The sequence below is a fragment of the Arsenophonus sp. PmNCSU2021_1 genome, from assembly GCF_036919435.1.
Taxonomy (GTDB): Bacteria; Pseudomonadota; Gammaproteobacteria; order Enterobacterales; family Enterobacteriaceae; genus Arsenophonus; species Arsenophonus nilaparvatae.
This window is the reverse complement of record NZ_JAZHPL010000011.1, coordinates 81,694-98,387: the sequence shown is the minus strand read 5'-3', so window position 1 is coordinate 98,387 and position 16,694 is coordinate 81,694. Positions and strand designations below refer to the sequence as shown.

Here is a 16,694-nt window from a genome sequence, read left to right as displayed (position 1 = left end):
TATGAAAATGAAACAAACACGCGCATCATTATTAGCAAAATTCCAAATGATGATCTCACATGGTCAACCAATTATCGGTGGCGGTGCCGGCACAGGTTTATCAGCAAGATGTGAAGAAAAAGGAGGGATTGATCTGATTGTGATTTATAACTCTGGCCGCTATCGCATGGCTGGTAGAGGTTCATTGGCGGGTTTACTTGCTTATGGTAACGCCAACGATATTGTTATGGAAATGGCAAAAGAAGTTTTACCCGTGGTTAAAAATACTCCGGTATTAGCGGGTGTTAATGGTACCGACCCATTTTGCCAATTCGATACCTATCTTGACTCTTTAAAAATAATGGGATTTGCCGGTATACAAAATTTTCCTACTGTTGGTTTGATCGATGGTAATTTCCGAGCTAACCTTGAAGAAACAGGCATGGGATATGCGTTAGAAGTTGATGTGATCCGTCAAGCCCATAAAAAAGATTTATTAACAACGCCTTACGTTTTTAGTGCCATCGATGCGAAAAACATGACAGAAGCTGGTGCTGATATTATCGTCACGCATATGGGATTAACAACAGGTGGTGATATTGGTGCCAAAACAACTCACACGTTAGAGGATTGCGTAAAACTGATTAACGATTGGGCGGCGCGGCAAAGTCTGTTCGTAAAGATATTATTGTACTTTACCATGGCGGTCCTATTGCGACACCTGAAGATGCAAAATATATTTTACAAAATTGCCCTGATTGCCACGGTTTTTATGGCGCAAGTTCTATGGAACGTTTACCGGCAGAAACTGCCATTACTGAAACTACAAAAATATTTAAAACGATAAAACGAAAATAATTTTTAATACATTTTAGGTTGTAAAATCAACCAAACTTTTGATCGCTAACGCCAGGAGCCTGTGGTATTTACCACAGGCTTATTTTTATTAATTATTATTTAATTAATACCCAGCCTATAAAATGGACTCTTGCAACAAATTAATGATTGTTAATAATAAGTTACTATAGATTTATTAATATTAATATCATCACTTAATTTGTTAATGCAAAACAACAAATTATAAAATAAAGAAAATTCTTAAGCATTCTATTTAATCTAACTAATAAAATTTAAATAAAAAAGACCGATATATAATAAATAGTTAATCATCTATCATACAAAAATAAAATGTGTAAAATATTTAACTGTTTTTTGTCTATTTTGCCAAAAATCTTCTTGTATATTTAAAAAGGAGCATAATGCATTCATCTGATATTACCAAGCGTTCACTTTATTCGCTAAGTTGGCCAATTTTTATTGATATTTTGCTACATTTTGCGACATTACTTATCAATACTTATATGGTTAGTCACGTCTCCACCGCTTATCTAGCCGCAATGGGAGTAGGCAACCAAGTTTTTGATCTTTTTATCACCATATTTAACTTTATCAGTGTAGGATGCAGCGTTGTTATCGCCCAATATTTAGGGGCAGGTAAAAAAGAAAAGGCTAGTCATGCCATTCATATCTCTATTGCTTTTAATTTCCTATTAGGCTTTATCAGTGCCTCCATTATTCTACTCTTTGGCTATAAGATACTTGGTATCATGAATACACCAGCACATTTGCTGGATTATGGTTACGCTTATTTACATATTCTTGGTTTATGTTTAATACCAGAAGCAATTTCAATCATATTAGCGGCTTGCTTGCGTGTTTATGGCAAATCACAACCGGCAATGTGGGTAACATTTATTGCCAATCTGATCACCATCCTCGGTAATATGATCGTTTTATATGGTTTTTTTGGTTTACCACAATATGGCTTAACTGGCGTTGCCTGGTCTACAGCGATCGGTCGTATAGTCGCTATAATATTACTTTTCTTCTTATTATTCAGTGGACTAAGGATCAAATTTGTACCCTCTTTGCTGTTACACTGGTCAAAAAATACGTTGAATAAAATATTACATATCGGACTCCCTTCTGCAGGAGAAAATTTAGTCTGGATCTTACACTATATGGTTGCTTCTGCTTTCATCGGTTTAATGGGAGAAACCTCTCTTGCTGCTCAAACCCTCTATTTCCAACTTTCACTATTTATTATGCTATTTGGTATTTCTCTTAGTATTGGTAATGAAATCATGGTGGGTCATTTAGTCGGCGCCAAGCGTTTTGAAGATGCATACCAACGAGGTTTGAAAAGCTTAAAATGGGGATTTTTTATTACCATTGGTATTGTATTTTGCTTCTGGTTATTTCGTATACCTCTATTGGATGCAATTACTGAAGATCACAATATTATAAAGTTATTACTTCCGCTGTTCTTACTTTCTGTTTTTCTCGAGCCTGGCAGAACACTAAATATTGTCATGGTAAATGCCTTACGTGCTGCTGGCGATGCCCGCTTTCCCTTTTGCACCGCACTTATTTCTATGTGGGGTATTGCGCTGCCAATCAGCTATTTTTTAGGTTTAAAAATGGAAATGGGATTATTAGGAATATGGCTTGGATTTCTATTTGATGAATGGCTACGAGGTTTAACCAATGCCTGGCGTTGGCACTCTAAGCGTTGGCAAACCAAACGGCTCGATATCTAATATTATTGCTACCTTTGTTGTCTTTAAGTAACGAAGGTAGCCCAAAATAACTGATCAATTAACGCGTTCGGTTAATAATGCAAATTGTTGCCGAATTTCCTCTTCAGGTAAAAGTAAACCAATAAAAACCATTACCCCTTGACGCGCCTCGCCATTTTGCCACTCACGATCCCAATCAGCACTATATAAACGCTGAACTCCTTGAAATATTAATCGGCAGGGCTGATGTTTAATCGCCAATATTCCTTTATAACGTAAGAGATTATCAGCATGGCGACATAATAACTTCTCCATCACTTTTGATAGTTCCGACAATTCAACTAATTGATCAAGATAGACAACGATTGATTGAATGGCATTTTGGGTGCTGGACATAAAACGAAAAATAGGCTTTGAAATAGTTAAATTATCGTTAAGCATAAATCCATTTATGTTAAATAATGACTGTATCGCCATATCACCATGGGTGACTTGATAAATAGGTGCTCGGGCATTAATACGCTGTAAACGGGCTATTAATGCGGTATTATTTGCTTGAATATCGGTTTTAGTTAGCAAGATACAATCCGCATAACCAATCTGCACTTGAGCAATAATAAATTGATTAAGCTGTTTCTCAGCATGTACCGCATCCACAACCGCAATAATGCCATCTAACAAAAAACGTTGGCATAAAACTTTATGTGAAAAGAAAGTTTGCGTAATAGGGCCAGGATCAGCCATTCCAGTACACTCAATAATCAGGCGATCAAAAGCTAATTGCGTGTTATCTATAGCATTAAGTAAATCTAATAGCGTATTTTCCAATTCATTCGAACGATTACAACAAATACAACCATTGCTTAAGGTTGTTATCTGAGTGGCATTATCACCGATAAGCTCACTATCAATCGACTTTGCTCCAAATTCATTTTCAATAACTGCAATTTTATAACCATGTTCTGCATTGAGAATATGACGAAGCAATGTTGTTTTGCCTGCTCCCAGAAAGCCGGTCAATATTGTTACTGATATTGATGTCATGCTAAGCCTCAGTTATCACATCCATTGAATAATGGCTAGCAAAAGCGAAAACCGCCGTTATCACTACTAGCATAGCGCGCTGCCTGACGTTGCCGAAAAAATTCTTCATAACTCATGATCGATTGCTCAGGATGAGTATTACGCATATGCTGAACATAATTATCATAGTCAGGAATACCGATTAGCATAAGTGCCGCTTGCCCCAAATATTTACCTGCTTGTCCAAGATTATTAAACATATTTATTACCTCAAAAATACCCCACCTAAGCTTATAACCTACTTTGTGGAGAACAATGGATTTAATATTAATTAACCTGAGTTCGGGATAAGAAATAAAGAGAAAGTCTTGATATTCAAATAGTTGAATGAGCCTGTTTTGTTAAAATACTCTAACAGTCTGGTTAAAGAGTAGAGCATTGTTAAACAATTATGGAAAATCTTACTGAACTTTATTGCCTGATGGATGATTTTTGCAAAGACTTCGAGCCAAAAATGCATGAATATTTGCTGACTAACGGTACTAAGCGTCGTAGACGGTCTACTCAGCTTTCGTTGGCGGAAATGATGACACTGGTTGTGTTGTTTCATCAACTCCGATTCAGGCAATTCAAGGTATTTTATCTCTATTATGTCCGCTTATATCTCCGGAAGGAATTTCCTAACTTGCCATCCTATTCACGCTGTGTAGAGTTACTTCCGCGTAGTGCCTTAGCGTTAACGGCACTGTTTGAGTCAATTAAGGGAAAATGCACGGGGCTATCGGTTGCCGATTCTACTCCGATAGCGGTGTGTGATAACTTACGGATCCGCAGACATAAAGTCTTCAATGGGATAGCTGAACGGGGAAAAAATTCAACAGGTTGGTTCTTTGGTTTCAAGCTTCATGTAATTATCAATCATTTGGGGGAAATACTCAGTTTTCGACTCACACCAGGAAACACCGATGATCGGAAACCATTGCCTGAGCTGACAAAGGATCTTTCTGGTTGTTTGTACGCAGATAAAGGGTATTTATCGGCTTCACTGAAACAGCAACTCAAAACGATGGGAATTAGCCTTATAACGAATATCAAGAAGAAAATGAAGCCTATTAAACAGACTTGTTTCGACAAAGCCATCTTGCGTCATCGTTCTGTCATTGAAACGGTATTTGATGAGTTAAAAAATCTTTGTCAAATAGAGCATACGCGACATCGCTCTCCGGCTAACTTTGTAGTGAATTTATTAGGCGGACTGGTTGCATATTGTTTAATGCCATCTAAACCAAAGATACCTGTTGCAGGTACGTATCTTCAAGTATAATTGATAATGCTTATCCCGAACTCAGGTTAATTAATGTGAGGAGGAAATTTTAATATCACTTTCAGCGACAGAAACATATGCACGAGTTTCGCACAGGCCTATAAAATTCTAGAAATGGCTTCAGAACAATAATTAATCTGTAACTTGCTAAGACGTATAAATTTACTTAAATTACAATAAGTTATTTTTAATTTATGAGATTTTTTCTATTTATATATTATGCTGAATTAAACTTAAAAATAGAGCGTTTTTTTATTGGTGCGAAACTCGTGATATGGTGTTTCAATATCTGAACGTTTAGCTGTTCTACAGGCTTTTATCGCTATTTTAAGCCCATAGAATATAATGCTATACACCACTAGTAAGAATAAAATACTTAATCCTGCATTGGTGTAGTTATTGATCACAATATGATGCATATCAGACAGTTTTTGAGCTGTTGTTACCGCAGTTGCCGTCGCTATTTTGTCTTGATATGAATGAGCCAAATAGATAAACCCTTCCAGCTGAGGATCAGAGCTAAATAACTTCAAACCTAACGCCCATGTCGTACATATTAATAGCCATATTGCTGGGACAAGCGTTACCCAAATATACTTAGTGCGCTTCATTTTAATCAAAATAACGCTACTTAATACTAACGCAACAGCGGCCAACATTTGATTAGAGATACCAAATAATGGCCATAAACTTTTAACCCCGCCTAGCGGGTCAACAACCCCTTGATAAAGTAGATATCCCCATAAACCAACACAACCAGCAGTAGCAATAAAGCCAGCAATTAATGAATCTGTTTTTTTCAATACAGGAATAAAATTAGCCAAAAGATCTTGTAACATGAATCGACCAGAACGTGTGCCAGCATCCAAAGCAGTCAAAATAAATAAAGCTTCAAAAAGAATACCAAAGTGATACCAAAATCCCATATCAGCGGCAGGAATAATTTGCTGGAACACATAAGCAATACCTACCGCAAGTGTAGGCGCGCCACCGGCACGATTCAAAATAGAAGGTTCACCGATATCTTTATCTGTTTGTAAGATTTCCGCTGGCGAAATAATAAATCCCCAAGAGCTGACTGTTGCCGCAGCATGTACTGTAACTGCTTTCAATTGCGCCATAATCATAGCTGCATCGGAGCCGCTTAATTCATGCAAATTAGGCATGGTAAAACCTAACGCTGCCGGTGGAGTATTCATGGCAAAATAGAGGCCAGGTTCAATGATAGAGGCAGCAGCTAGTGCCATGATAGCCACAAATGATTCCATTAACATAACCGATGTAACGCGCATCGGTTTCATTGGCTAATAATTTAGGCGTAGTTCCCGAAGCAATTAAAGCATGAAAACCAGACACGGCACCGCAAGCAATAGTAATAAATAGAAAAGGAAATAATGTCCCTTTCCAAACCGGACCCGTTCCATCAACAAATTGGGTTACCGCTGGCATTTTTAAATCTGGATTAAGAATAATAATACCGATTGCTAAACCAACAATGACGCCTATTTTCAAAAAGGTCGCCAAATAATCTCGTGGCGCTAAAATCAACCACACTGGCAATAACGCTGAAATAAAAGCATAACCAATTAAGACATAAGTAATGGTGGTATCTTTAAAGGTTAACGCTGGTCCCCAATAAGGATCATGAGCAATCACACCACCACACCACCACACCACCACACCAAATAGCCGCAATTAGCAGAATAATACCGATAATCGAGACTTCTGCAACACAACCAGGCCGAATATAGCGCATGTAAATACCCATAAAAAATGCAATCGGTACTGTTGAACAGACGGTAAACACTCCCCATGGACTTTCGGCCAATGCTTTTACTACAATTAACGCCAATACAGCTAATATGATAATCATAATCAAAAAGCAGCCGAATAATGCAATTGAACCTGGCACCACGCCCATCTCTTTTTTTACAATTTCCCCCAAAGAAATCGCATTGCGGCGCGATGAAATAAATAACACCATAAAATCCTGTACAGCACCGGCCAGCAACACCCCCGCTAACAGCCAAAGTGTACCGGGCAAATAACCAACCTGTGCCGCCAATACGGGCCCTACTAATGGGCCAGCGCCGGCAATGGCGGCAAAATGATGGCCAAATAAAACATTGCGATTGGTTGGCACATAATTTAATCCATCATTATTAAGAACTGCGGGTGTTGAGCGAGTTGGGTCAAGCTGTAATACTTTTTTGGCAATATACAAGCTGTAATAACGATATGAAATTAAATAAACGGCAATGGAAGCAACAATGATCCATAAAGCGCTAATATGTTTTCCACGTCTAAGGGCAACGACACCTAAACAAATAGCACCAATGATCCCTAATATTACACGAGTTTCGCACAGGCGTATAAAATACTAGAAATGGCTTAAAATCGATAATTAATCTTCAAGTTACTAAAACACATAAATTTTATTAAATTACAATAAGTTGCTTTTGATTTATAAGATTCTGTCTATTTATATATTATGCTGGATTAAACTTAAAGATAGAGCGTTTATTTATTGGTGCGAAACTCGTGTATTAGCCAAGGGATATGCCTTAATATATTATTCTTATTCATTTAAGAAACTCTTCCTAGGTTAAATAAATATGTCAAATGAGAATAATTTTTATTTATTCTTTTTAGCATTTGTTTTTTAATTCATGACAGTTAAAAATATCCTTTGTCATGCTCAATATAATAAATCGGAAGAGGTAGTGGTTGATTTTGTTCTATATAAACGGTCAAATAAAATATTAAACGGTTAAATAAATCCAATGAGTGGTTATAAATAAAAAAAGAGCTATTTTTTTGTGACAAAGCTAACAACACAATTGTTAACTATTAATATGTAATTTATTGTCGACAGGTTAAAAATGTTATTATTGTAAAATGATAAAAATTATTAATGTTAGTAAAAATAAAATATTACTGTTTAATAAAATTAAAGTGAAGTTAATATTTTAATTTATTGTTGAAATAAATATATAAAACGCTAAAAAATTAAATAATCACCCTATCTTATTGATATATTAATATCTTTAATAAGAAAAATATATTATTTATAATCAATAGTAAATGTTGCTGTTGCATTAACCGTTCCGGCAGAAACACTATTATCAGTTTGATAAAATTTTGCACTATAAGTTAATTGCTTTGAAAAATTTATATTTAATTTTTTATTGAAATATATAGGTGTATTATTAGCAAAAATCTGAATCCCAACCCCTGTTGCTGTCGAATTTGTATCAGCCGGTATAACGCCATTTGAATTTCCTCCTTGCCAGGTAATATAGGCTTGATTAACATCTTTACAGTTTACCTCAATATTAAAAGTCCGCTCTCCGGTGGTGCTGCCTTTACCTCTAAAATCTTTTTTAAATACTGTTCCGATCTGAACATTCAATTTTGGTGTTTTTACTATGCAAGAATGCTCTTTAATTTTTATGCCAGCAATATTATAAGTAAATAATATTTCATCGGTATCTTGTTTGTTTTCATCACGACGTGCTAGTGTTATTTTTATTGGATTTATTCTCCCCGATTGAAAGCCAGGATAAATACGAAGACTAAAATGACCAATAAACACGCGTTTACTACCGATCCTTCTATGTTTATCAGTATGTATTCTTCTTAAAGAGCCGTATCGGTTTCGTTCCAAACTAAAAATAAATTTCACTCCTTTAAGATTAGTATTATAAATATTTCCACTAACAGAGCCAACGCCATCAATAGATCTAACATAGATATATTGATTATGTTTACCTTTACAATTTACGCTAATCGGACTACCCCTTTCTTCTATATCATAGGGGAGTGTTTTTTTATTAACGTCAATAGATATTTCATTAAATGTAATATTTTCTACTTCTTTATCAACCAAACATGCAGCTGCAATAGTGAATTGGCTATAATTAATTATTAATATAAAAATTATCAATGAAGCTATATTAAAATTAAATATTATATAATCCCTATTATATTTTATGCTGAAAAATGACTAAGCGTATAGCAATTGGCATTCATTTCTAATATATCTGATTCTCTTGGTAATTTAGAAAGATCTAATTTGACATAACATTGCTGTTTTTCATCCTTTCCCCATTGAACTCTTATTTTGGCTAAATCAGGTACTGCATTTAAATACAATTCACCATCATCACCAACAATACCATGGCTATCACCATCAATTAATGTGGCGATAGCACCAAAAGGGACGGGCTTATTATTTTGGGATAATTTGACCAATATACGATTACCGCGACGCACATGAAAATTAACCTTTGCTACCGCTCCTCGAGTTGGTACCACATTTTGCACCGGATTATCAATATCTACCCCATTGGCTAATGATTCAGTATCAAGCGTAATATAGTTATAATTATATGGTTGGCTATAGGGGATCACCGCATAGCCTCGTCCATCTGTTTTAACACCACGATGATTTAATATTTTAGTTTCTACCGCACCATCGGCTTTAACTAATATAACCGTCTCCCCTAATGGTTGAGAAAAAACAATACCATTTCGATGAACAATAACACCACCTGAAAGCCCATAATTAAATGAACGATCGTTATTATTATAATTATATCCTACATTCATACGAGCCAAACTATTGGTATAATTCAAAGAAATACCGCCACCTAATTCTTTTAAACTTGTATAATTGTTATCAACTCGAACATTATATAATAAATCATCGTTATCAGATAAACTGCCATTAATGGCTAATTGTTACCCATTTATTGTATTATTATTAATATTATAAGTGATCCAGCCGCTAGGTAACCATTTACTAAATGGAACAGAAACATTAAATGCTATTTGTTTATCCTTATTTTCAGTAGATTCATCATTATTATTAAAAAATAAATTTAATCCAAAGGTAATATCAGCAATATTAATATTATATCCGGCAGAAAATGACTGCGTAGTGCCTTTTTTTCGACGATAATTCTGCCAATAAGCAGAAAAATAAAAATTACCAAAATCTTCCAGATTTTGATTGAGCGTAAACTGAAATTGGCTAAGTTTATTTTGTCCATTTTCGGCATCCTGTTTTCTTAAAGGTCTATTTACTTCAGGAAAAGAATAATATTCAGAGCTAGTATAAAGATTTGCCGAAAAATTAAAGGATGTTCCTATTTCATCAATACTTTTTTCATATTGAATTTTATAAGATTGTCCTTTTTTATGTTTATTATTAGGCAAATACTACATTAAAAAAAAAGGCACCAAAATCATCTAAACCTAACCCCAAACCAAGAGAAAGAGATAAATAATTTTCTGCAGCCTGGATACCAGATAATAAACTTAATCGATTAGAAACCCCATATATTGATGCTAATTCGCTAAAATAGGGTTTATAAAAATTTGATTTCGAATTAGCATAGCGTCCCAAGGTAAACTGATACTTTAATTTTCCTTCTCGTTGCATTATTGGCACTGATGAAAATGGCTGGATGAATTTTGTTTGTTTGCCATTATCTTCCGTGACTGTAACATGCAAATTACCAGAACCATATATTGCATAAAGATCGGTGATCACAAAGTGACCTGGCGGAACATAATTTTCATAAATGATATAATTGTTTTGTCGAACCGTGACGCGTGCGTTTGTTTGCGCTATTCCTCTAATAACCGGCGCAAAATCACGTTGACTAGTTGGTAACATTAAATCATCTGAGATAATTGACGCACCAACGAATTTTATACTGTCAAAAACATCATTATTGGTAAATGTTTCACCTAAAATTATTTGACTTTTTAATTTATGAATATCTCGTTGAATATAACTATTAACGGACGATAAATTATTCTTACCTCGTTGCGAATCATAGTTATAAACTAATTGATTTCGAAAGCGCCAGGCACCGATATTAATGCCATTATGCAAATTTAAATAATAATTTTGACTACTGGCGTTACGATTATGATTATGTGAACCACTAAAATCATAACTAATTAAAAAAGCAGACTCCCCTTGTTGCCATAAATCGGTTGGAACAGTATCTCTGGCTATGTTATCCATAACTGCTTGCGGAATATTAATTTCAAGGCGTTGTTGATGAAAATCGAATAATATTGTGGCGTAGGGAATGTAATCCTCAATATTATAAAAAATCTGTTTGGCAGGCAGCTTCAACAATTCAGGAAAAGCAGCTGTTTTAACCCCCAATCGTTTTAGATCATCAACAGTTAACGCAGCAAATAATTTTCCATTTTTCTGAACAAAGTTAATATCCCTGTTCTCTTTTTCTGTCCCATTAAGAAAAACAGTGACTCTATATGTTCCTGGCAACTGTCCACCAGGTATAGAAAACGAACTTAAGTCAATAACGGCCTGTTCAGAATTACTTATTTCTAATGCTGATAATGGGAAATAATCTTGAGCAATAATTTCGGGTAAAAATATCAAGGAACATAACGTCACGAGAAAAAATATAAATGAACATAACTGTTTTTCTTCTAGTTGTTTATTAAAAATAATCACATTAAAGACCTTCCATTTCATCTAAGGTAGATTTGTTTTCATCTCTGTACTAATACCACCATAACTATTGATGCTATTCCAACTAATTAAATCTGATGAGTTAGCCAATATATTAAAATAAGCGACTCCTTGTGGAGCAATCATGTCGTGATCTTTTAAATTAACTATTTGACTACCAATTTTAAGTTGATTAATAGTCACATAATAATTACTGGGATTTTTAACTGCTAACTGTTTACCAAGACGACGAAAAACTAATAATTTATAACTCTCATCCGCATCACCTTGAATTTCCTTTGGCCGATAAAATAATTTTATTCGGGTTTTTACCGTCACGAGTTTCGCACAAAACTAATTTGGGTACGCTAATAAAACACGGATTTGCTCAGTAATAGCACTTTTGATTACGTCCCAATTTTGTTGATAAAGGGTTATTTTTTCAGATATACGACGTTTATGTTGTTCAAACCACGCAGAAATAGCGAGAAAAATATGATTTCTTTGCGCTCGGCTCGTGCGAGCCTGACAACGTTCAATACCACAGTTTTGTTTAACTTCTCGATGATAAACTTCAACAGACCAACGGGCATCCATGATAGATTTGAGGTATTGACGGGTGGGATTCTCTTTGTTTGTTACTATGTAATCAATACGGCCGTTTTTGGCTGTAAATTTGAAAACGGTTACCCAACCATATCCTCGCAAGTGTATTGACGTTCCTTCTTCTGAGATGTCTAACTTGTTCAGTTGTTTGTTATGGTTAACAATCCTATTTTTCCTCAGCGTGGTTACCCAGATCCAACCATGAGAGCGAATTGATTTCAGGTTATCCAGGCTAGAATACCAAGCATCCATCACTACGGCTTCTGGCATGATCCCTCTTTTTTTAGCAAGAGTGAGCATTTCGGAAAAGTGCGTGTTTTTTGTTTTTCCATCAGAATCTTTATCATAAATAAGATAATTGATAGGAATTGATTCAACCTTCGTCAGATCATGCCAAAGCAAATTAACTAAACCTATGCCAGCAATAACATCATGTTCATTACCTGAATATTGATAATGGACCATCTCTATTTTTTTACTACGTGTTTTGGCAATCAATGTATCATCGGCAATTAGTACGCAAGGGCTTTTTTTGTCTATAGAAGGTTCAACTAATCGCCATAGGTCTTTAGGTCTAAAACATCTACTTTTTAGCCATCGGCTAACAGTGTCATGAGATAAAGGCGATGGGCTTACTTCTGATAACACTAAACCAGAGTATCTTAAACTGCTTACTTGTAAGAATGTTTTATAGATATCTTTAATACATGGATAACCCGACAAAATATGAACACCCTGATTTTTTCTTGTTTTTAAATTTATACTTCTTTTTTGGAGATTGCGAAACTCGTGACCGTAATAAATAAAAGATTTTGCAGATTATCCTGCACAGAAGGGATTGCTTTAACATTGAGGTAAAAAACGGATTCTCTATCCAAGGGCAAGTCACCACCCGTTCGTATAATTCGCAAAATATTTTCTCTGCCTGCGTCTAAACGAAATAAGGGTGGTGTAACAATAAATGGCGCTTTTTTCCCATCGCTATTAATACTAATAAAAGACTGAATTAAATAAGGCCTTCTCATCATGATTAGTTATCAGAATTGAAGCTTCCCTTTTATTTCCATCATAAATAACTCGTGTTCCACTAATGGTTACATTTGCATAAGTTTTAATACAAAAAATAGTAGTATATAAAGCGTAGAAAGCTTTATCTTTCTGTTTTTCATTATTATTACTCCAATATTAGTCATAAATATAAAGAATCCTTTCTATGACCAGAAAAAGTATCTATAAATTTAATTATCAATTTTTATTTATAAGCAATCTCAAAACTTATTGAAGCATTTGCTGCACCAGATTTAGCTGTCTGACCATTAGATACATATGCCACTTTAAAAGGAATGACAAATGACTCCCCTACCTTAGGCGTTGCTATATTGTGTTGATATATATCACGAATATCTAATAATTTACCTGAATCATCATAAAGACCAATACCCACTCCTTCCGCGCCGGAACCATTTAACTTTATCAAGCGAGGATTATGGTATCGTTATTCGCTTTAAATGTTATTTTAGGCACGAAACTATAACCATCATAATGAGGACAATTTTTTAAGCTAAATACTAATTCCTTCTCACTACCGTCAACTTTTTGACCTGAAGTACTCGGTACCTTATCTTTCATATAAACACCCATACTGATAGTTAAAGAAGGATTGTCAGGAAATAAAGTTACTTCACAAGGCCCGTCGATAATTGCCCCACTAAACTTCACCATTCCATCAGTCGCAGAAAAAGCAATTTTACTGAATAAAATTAGTGATATACCAATAAAATAGCTGGTAAGAGTATTTTTCATTTATCTATTCCTAATAAAAACAAGTGGTATATTTCAAAATTATAGTGAAATATTTAAATGACGCAGCTGTATACTCGAAAAGCATTAATTTATAATAAAATTAAAAACTGGAGTTGGAATTTATTATATGCAAAAAATAGTACCTAGCCAGGCAGGTATAAAATATAGGTAAAGTAATAATTCCCAATCTGAAGTAATAAAATTATCTTTAATAAGTTGGTCACCAAATTAATTATTCCATTTTAAAACAACATCGTTATCATATTGATTAGTAATCATTACCATAAGCAATATGGTACCTAAAAATAATCAAATTGCAACCAAAAAATACATAATTTTACACATACTTTAACATTATCACCTAAATCTATCGTAAATATAATTTGGATACCATGAAAACATTACTTTAGGAATATGCTTATTGTGATTTTAATAAAAATTAATTAAGTAATTGAAATGTCAGCATCAACTTATTAATATTTTTATATCATAAAAATTTTAAATAAATTCAGTTATCAAAAGTTCGGTTATAATTTCTGTATACTTATTTAACTCAATATTTAATTATTTTTAAAATGGCGACAATTTATGATAATGAATAGAAAATTATTTTAATTTTTTAATAAAGATAGTTTGATGCTAAAACTTTGACCAAATTCTATCGTGCCAGGCAATAAATAATATTTCATTTAAGTACCTATTATTTAATATCGTTGGAAAAGAATTTTTAAATAAAACTATATTTTATTATATATCTCATTGGATGATACTATTGATGTATTTAATAAATTATTATAAAAATATTTAATTTAATATTAGCGTAAAATAGCCGTAACAGCCGATATTATTCAGTTCAAAAAATAAAATAACATCTATTTTAACTAACGATAACCTAGCGGTTCATTAGCATTTATAAACTTATAAATGCTAATGAACTTTGCCAATAAGATGACCTGCAACTCACGGCATACTAAAAGCTGATTATTTCATCTCATCACGCTCGCGATTACGGTCTCTATCGCGATGAACAAGATAAATAAGCACCAACAAAATAGTAGTATAAACTTGAAACGCTTCTGCACCGCTATTCCATTCAGACATCCACATGCCAAACCACTCGCGGCCTAATGACATATAGACAACTTGCCAGGTCAAAAAGCCCAATGTTAAGCCAGCAATTGCAATTTTTTTCTTTCTATTAAAATTAGCCGCAGTATTTTTCAAATTAGCCAATAATCTAACCTGAGTTCGGGATAAGAAATAAAGAGAAAGTCTTGATATTCAAATAGTTGAATGAGCCTGTTTTGTTAAAATACTCTAACAGTCTGGTTAAAGAGTAGAGCATTGTTAAACAATTATGGAAAATCTTACTGAACTTTATTGCCTGATGGATGATTTTTGCAAAGACTTCGAGCCAAAAATGCATGAATATTTGCTGACTAACGGTACTAAGCGTCGTAGACGGTCTACTCAGCTTTCGTTGGCGGAAATGATGACACTGGTTGTGTTGTTTCATCAACTCCGATTCAGGCAATTCAAGGTATTTTATCTCTATTATGTCCGCTTATATCTCCGGAAGGAATTTCCTAACTTGCCATCCTATTCACGCTGTGTAGAGTTACTTCCGCGTAGTGCCTTAGCGTTAACGGCACTGTTTGAGTCAATTAAGGGAAAATGCACGGGGCTATCGGTTGCCGATTCTACTCCGATAGCGGTGTGTGATAACTTACGGATCCGCAGACATAAAGTCTTCAATGGGATAGCTGAACGGGGAAAAAATTCAACAGGTTGGTTCTTTGGTTTCAAGCTTCATGTAATTATCAATCATTTGGGGGAAATACTCAGTTTTCGACTCACACCAGGAAACACCGATGATCGGAAACCATTGCCTGAGCTGACAAAGGATCTTTCTGGTTGTTTGTACGCAGATAAAGGGTATTTATCGGCTTCACTGAAACAGCAACTCAAAACGATGGGAATTAGCCTTATAACGAATATCAAGAAGAAAATGAAGCCTATTAAACAGACTTGTTTCGACAAAGCCATCTTGCGTCATCGTTCTGTCATTGAAACGGTATTTGATGAGTTAAAAAATCTTTGTCAAATAGAGCATACGCGACATCGCTCTCCGGCTAACTTTGTAGTGAATTTATTAGGCGGACTGGTTGCATATTGTTTAATGCCATCTAAACCAAAGATACCTGTTGCAGGTACGTATCTTCAAGTATAATTGATAATGCTTATCCCGAACTCAGGTTAATCTAATGCCACCAATCCAGCAAAGTATTGCCGTTAATGTTTGCAGAATAATCAGAATGATATAACTAACATTATGAGCAGTTGGAGATTCAATTGCACGGTACTTAATTGTGGCCTCAGGAAAGATAGTATCCATCAAAAGAACATGACGAATTAAGGCAAAATTGGTGTCATAATCGGTAATATTGCCTATAACCACTAAAGAGGCATATAACGCCACCGCACATACAGCCAACGCTTTAGACAAACGAATAATCATGATTTATTGTCCTTAGAAATACAATAACACGAGTTTCGCACCAATAAATAAACGCTCTATCTTTAAGTTTAATCCAGCATAATATATAAATAGACAGAATCTTATAAATCAAAAGCAACTTATTGTAATTTAATAAAATTTATGTGTTTTAGTAACTTGAAGATTAATCATCGATTTTAAGCCATTTCTAGTATTTTATACGCCTGTGCGAAACTCGTGAATAAGATAATCTTCGATACAAGATGCAGGCTCAAAAATAAAAATGTTCACTGCTTAGCATAATTAACTAAACAATGAACAGAGTAATTTTAACACAAGAATTTAAAATTGGACAAAATTCAAAAAAAGGCGGTAATCTTATTA

13 protein-coding genes and 5 pseudogenes are annotated in these 16,694 nt (G+C 34.4%); 4 read left to right on the top strand and 14 right to left on the bottom strand.

The genetic code is table 11. The features are described 5' to 3' along the window. Window positions 1-7 precede the first annotated feature (7 nt). Both V3224_RS25945 and V3224_RS25940 read left to right on the top strand, forming a co-directional pair. Window positions 8-837: pseudogene (locus V3224_RS25945) on the top strand (phosphoenolpyruvate hydrolase family protein). A 401-nt stretch (window positions 838-1,238) separates the two neighbouring features. Then, window positions 1,239-2,579: an MATE family efflux transporter gene (locus V3224_RS25940; RefSeq protein WP_334473341.1), complete on the top strand. Its 1,341-nt coding sequence runs from the start codon at window positions 1,239-1,241 to the stop codon at window positions 2,577-2,579. 54 nt (window positions 2,580-2,633) lie between these two features. Here V3224_RS25940 and yjiA read toward each other — a convergent pair whose 3' ends face one another. Then, complete coding sequence (gene yjiA, locus V3224_RS25935; protein WP_334473339.1) at window positions 2,634-3,602, bottom strand: GTPase; 969 nt, start codon at window positions 3,600-3,602, stop codon at window positions 2,634-2,636. A gap of 35 nt (window positions 3,603-3,637) precedes the next feature. Next, window positions 3,638-3,841: a YbdD/YjiX family protein gene (locus tag V3224_RS25930; protein ID WP_334473337.1), complete on the bottom strand. Its 204-nt coding sequence runs from the start codon at window positions 3,839-3,841 to the stop codon at window positions 3,638-3,640. A 191-nt stretch (window positions 3,842-4,032) separates the two neighbouring features. Here V3224_RS25930 and V3224_RS25925 point away from each other — a divergent pair, with 191 nt between their 5' ends. Then, on the top strand, window positions 4,033-4,905 hold the full coding sequence (locus V3224_RS25925) for an IS982 family transposase (protein WP_334467716.1): 873 nt from the start codon (window positions 4,033-4,035) through the stop codon (window positions 4,903-4,905). Between the two features lie 233 nt (window positions 4,906-5,138). On the opposite strand, the pseudogene V3224_RS25920 reads toward V3224_RS25925, so the two are convergent. The 11 genes and pseudogenes from V3224_RS25920 to V3224_RS25870 form a co-directional block, all read right to left on the bottom strand. After that, window positions 5,139-7,279 (bottom strand): annotated as a pseudogene (locus V3224_RS25920) (carbon starvation CstA family protein). A 690-nt stretch (window positions 7,280-7,969) separates the two neighbouring features. Further along, entirely contained in the window at window positions 7,970-8,794 is an 825-nt protein-coding gene (locus tag V3224_RS25915) for a fimbrial protein (protein ID WP_334473335.1), read from the bottom strand. Between the two features lie 101 nt (window positions 8,795-8,895). Next, window positions 8,896-9,180, bottom strand: a complete 285-nt coding sequence (locus V3224_RS25910; RefSeq protein ID WP_334473880.1) for a FimD/PapC C-terminal domain-containing protein — start codon at window positions 9,178-9,180, stop codon at window positions 8,896-8,898. Between the two features lie 63 nt (window positions 9,181-9,243). Beyond that, window positions 9,244-10,125, bottom strand: a pseudogene (locus V3224_RS25905) (fimbria/pilus outer membrane usher protein); the annotation flags it as partial. Beyond that, window positions 10,118-11,428: a fimbria/pilus outer membrane usher protein gene (locus V3224_RS25900; protein WP_334473333.1), complete on the bottom strand. Its 1,311-nt coding sequence runs from the start codon at window positions 11,426-11,428 to the stop codon at window positions 10,118-10,120. The pseudogene V3224_RS25905 and the gene V3224_RS25900, both read right to left, overlap by 8 nt. After that, window positions 11,429-11,743: a fimbrial biogenesis chaperone gene (locus V3224_RS25895; RefSeq protein WP_334473331.1), complete on the bottom strand. Its 315-nt coding sequence runs from the start codon at window positions 11,741-11,743 to the stop codon at window positions 11,429-11,431. It abuts the gene before it with no gap. Between the two features lie 15 nt (window positions 11,744-11,758). Continuing rightward, window positions 11,759-12,733, bottom strand: a complete 975-nt coding sequence (locus V3224_RS25890; RefSeq protein ID WP_334473330.1) for an IS701 family transposase — start codon at window positions 12,731-12,733, stop codon at window positions 11,759-11,761. 35 nt (window positions 12,734-12,768) lie between these two features. Then, entirely contained in the window at window positions 12,769-13,035 is a 267-nt protein-coding gene (locus V3224_RS25885; protein WP_442891185.1) for a fimbria/pilus periplasmic chaperone, read from the bottom strand. A 227-nt stretch (window positions 13,036-13,262) separates the two neighbouring features. Beyond that, entirely contained in the window at window positions 13,263-13,454 is a 192-nt protein-coding gene (locus tag V3224_RS25880; RefSeq protein WP_334473328.1) for a hypothetical protein, read from the bottom strand. 29 nt (window positions 13,455-13,483) lie between these two features. Further along, on the bottom strand, window positions 13,484-13,813 hold the full coding sequence (locus tag V3224_RS25875) for a fimbrial protein (RefSeq protein WP_334473326.1): 330 nt from the start codon (window positions 13,811-13,813) through the stop codon (window positions 13,484-13,486). 981 nt (window positions 13,814-14,794) lie between these two features. Next, window positions 14,795-15,055: pseudogene (locus V3224_RS25870) on the bottom strand (DUF2165 family protein); the annotation flags it as partial. 115 nt (window positions 15,056-15,170) lie between these two features. On the opposite strand from V3224_RS25870, the gene V3224_RS25865 reads away from it, so the two are divergent. After that, on the top strand, window positions 15,171-16,043 hold the full coding sequence (locus tag V3224_RS25865; RefSeq protein WP_334467716.1) for an IS982 family transposase: 873 nt from the start codon (window positions 15,171-15,173) through the stop codon (window positions 16,041-16,043). 27 nt (window positions 16,044-16,070) lie between these two features. Here the strand turns inward: V3224_RS25865 and V3224_RS25860 are convergent. Beyond that, window positions 16,071-16,331 (bottom strand): annotated as a pseudogene (locus V3224_RS25860) (DUF2165 family protein); the annotation flags it as partial. Window positions 16,332-16,694 lie beyond the last annotated feature (363 nt).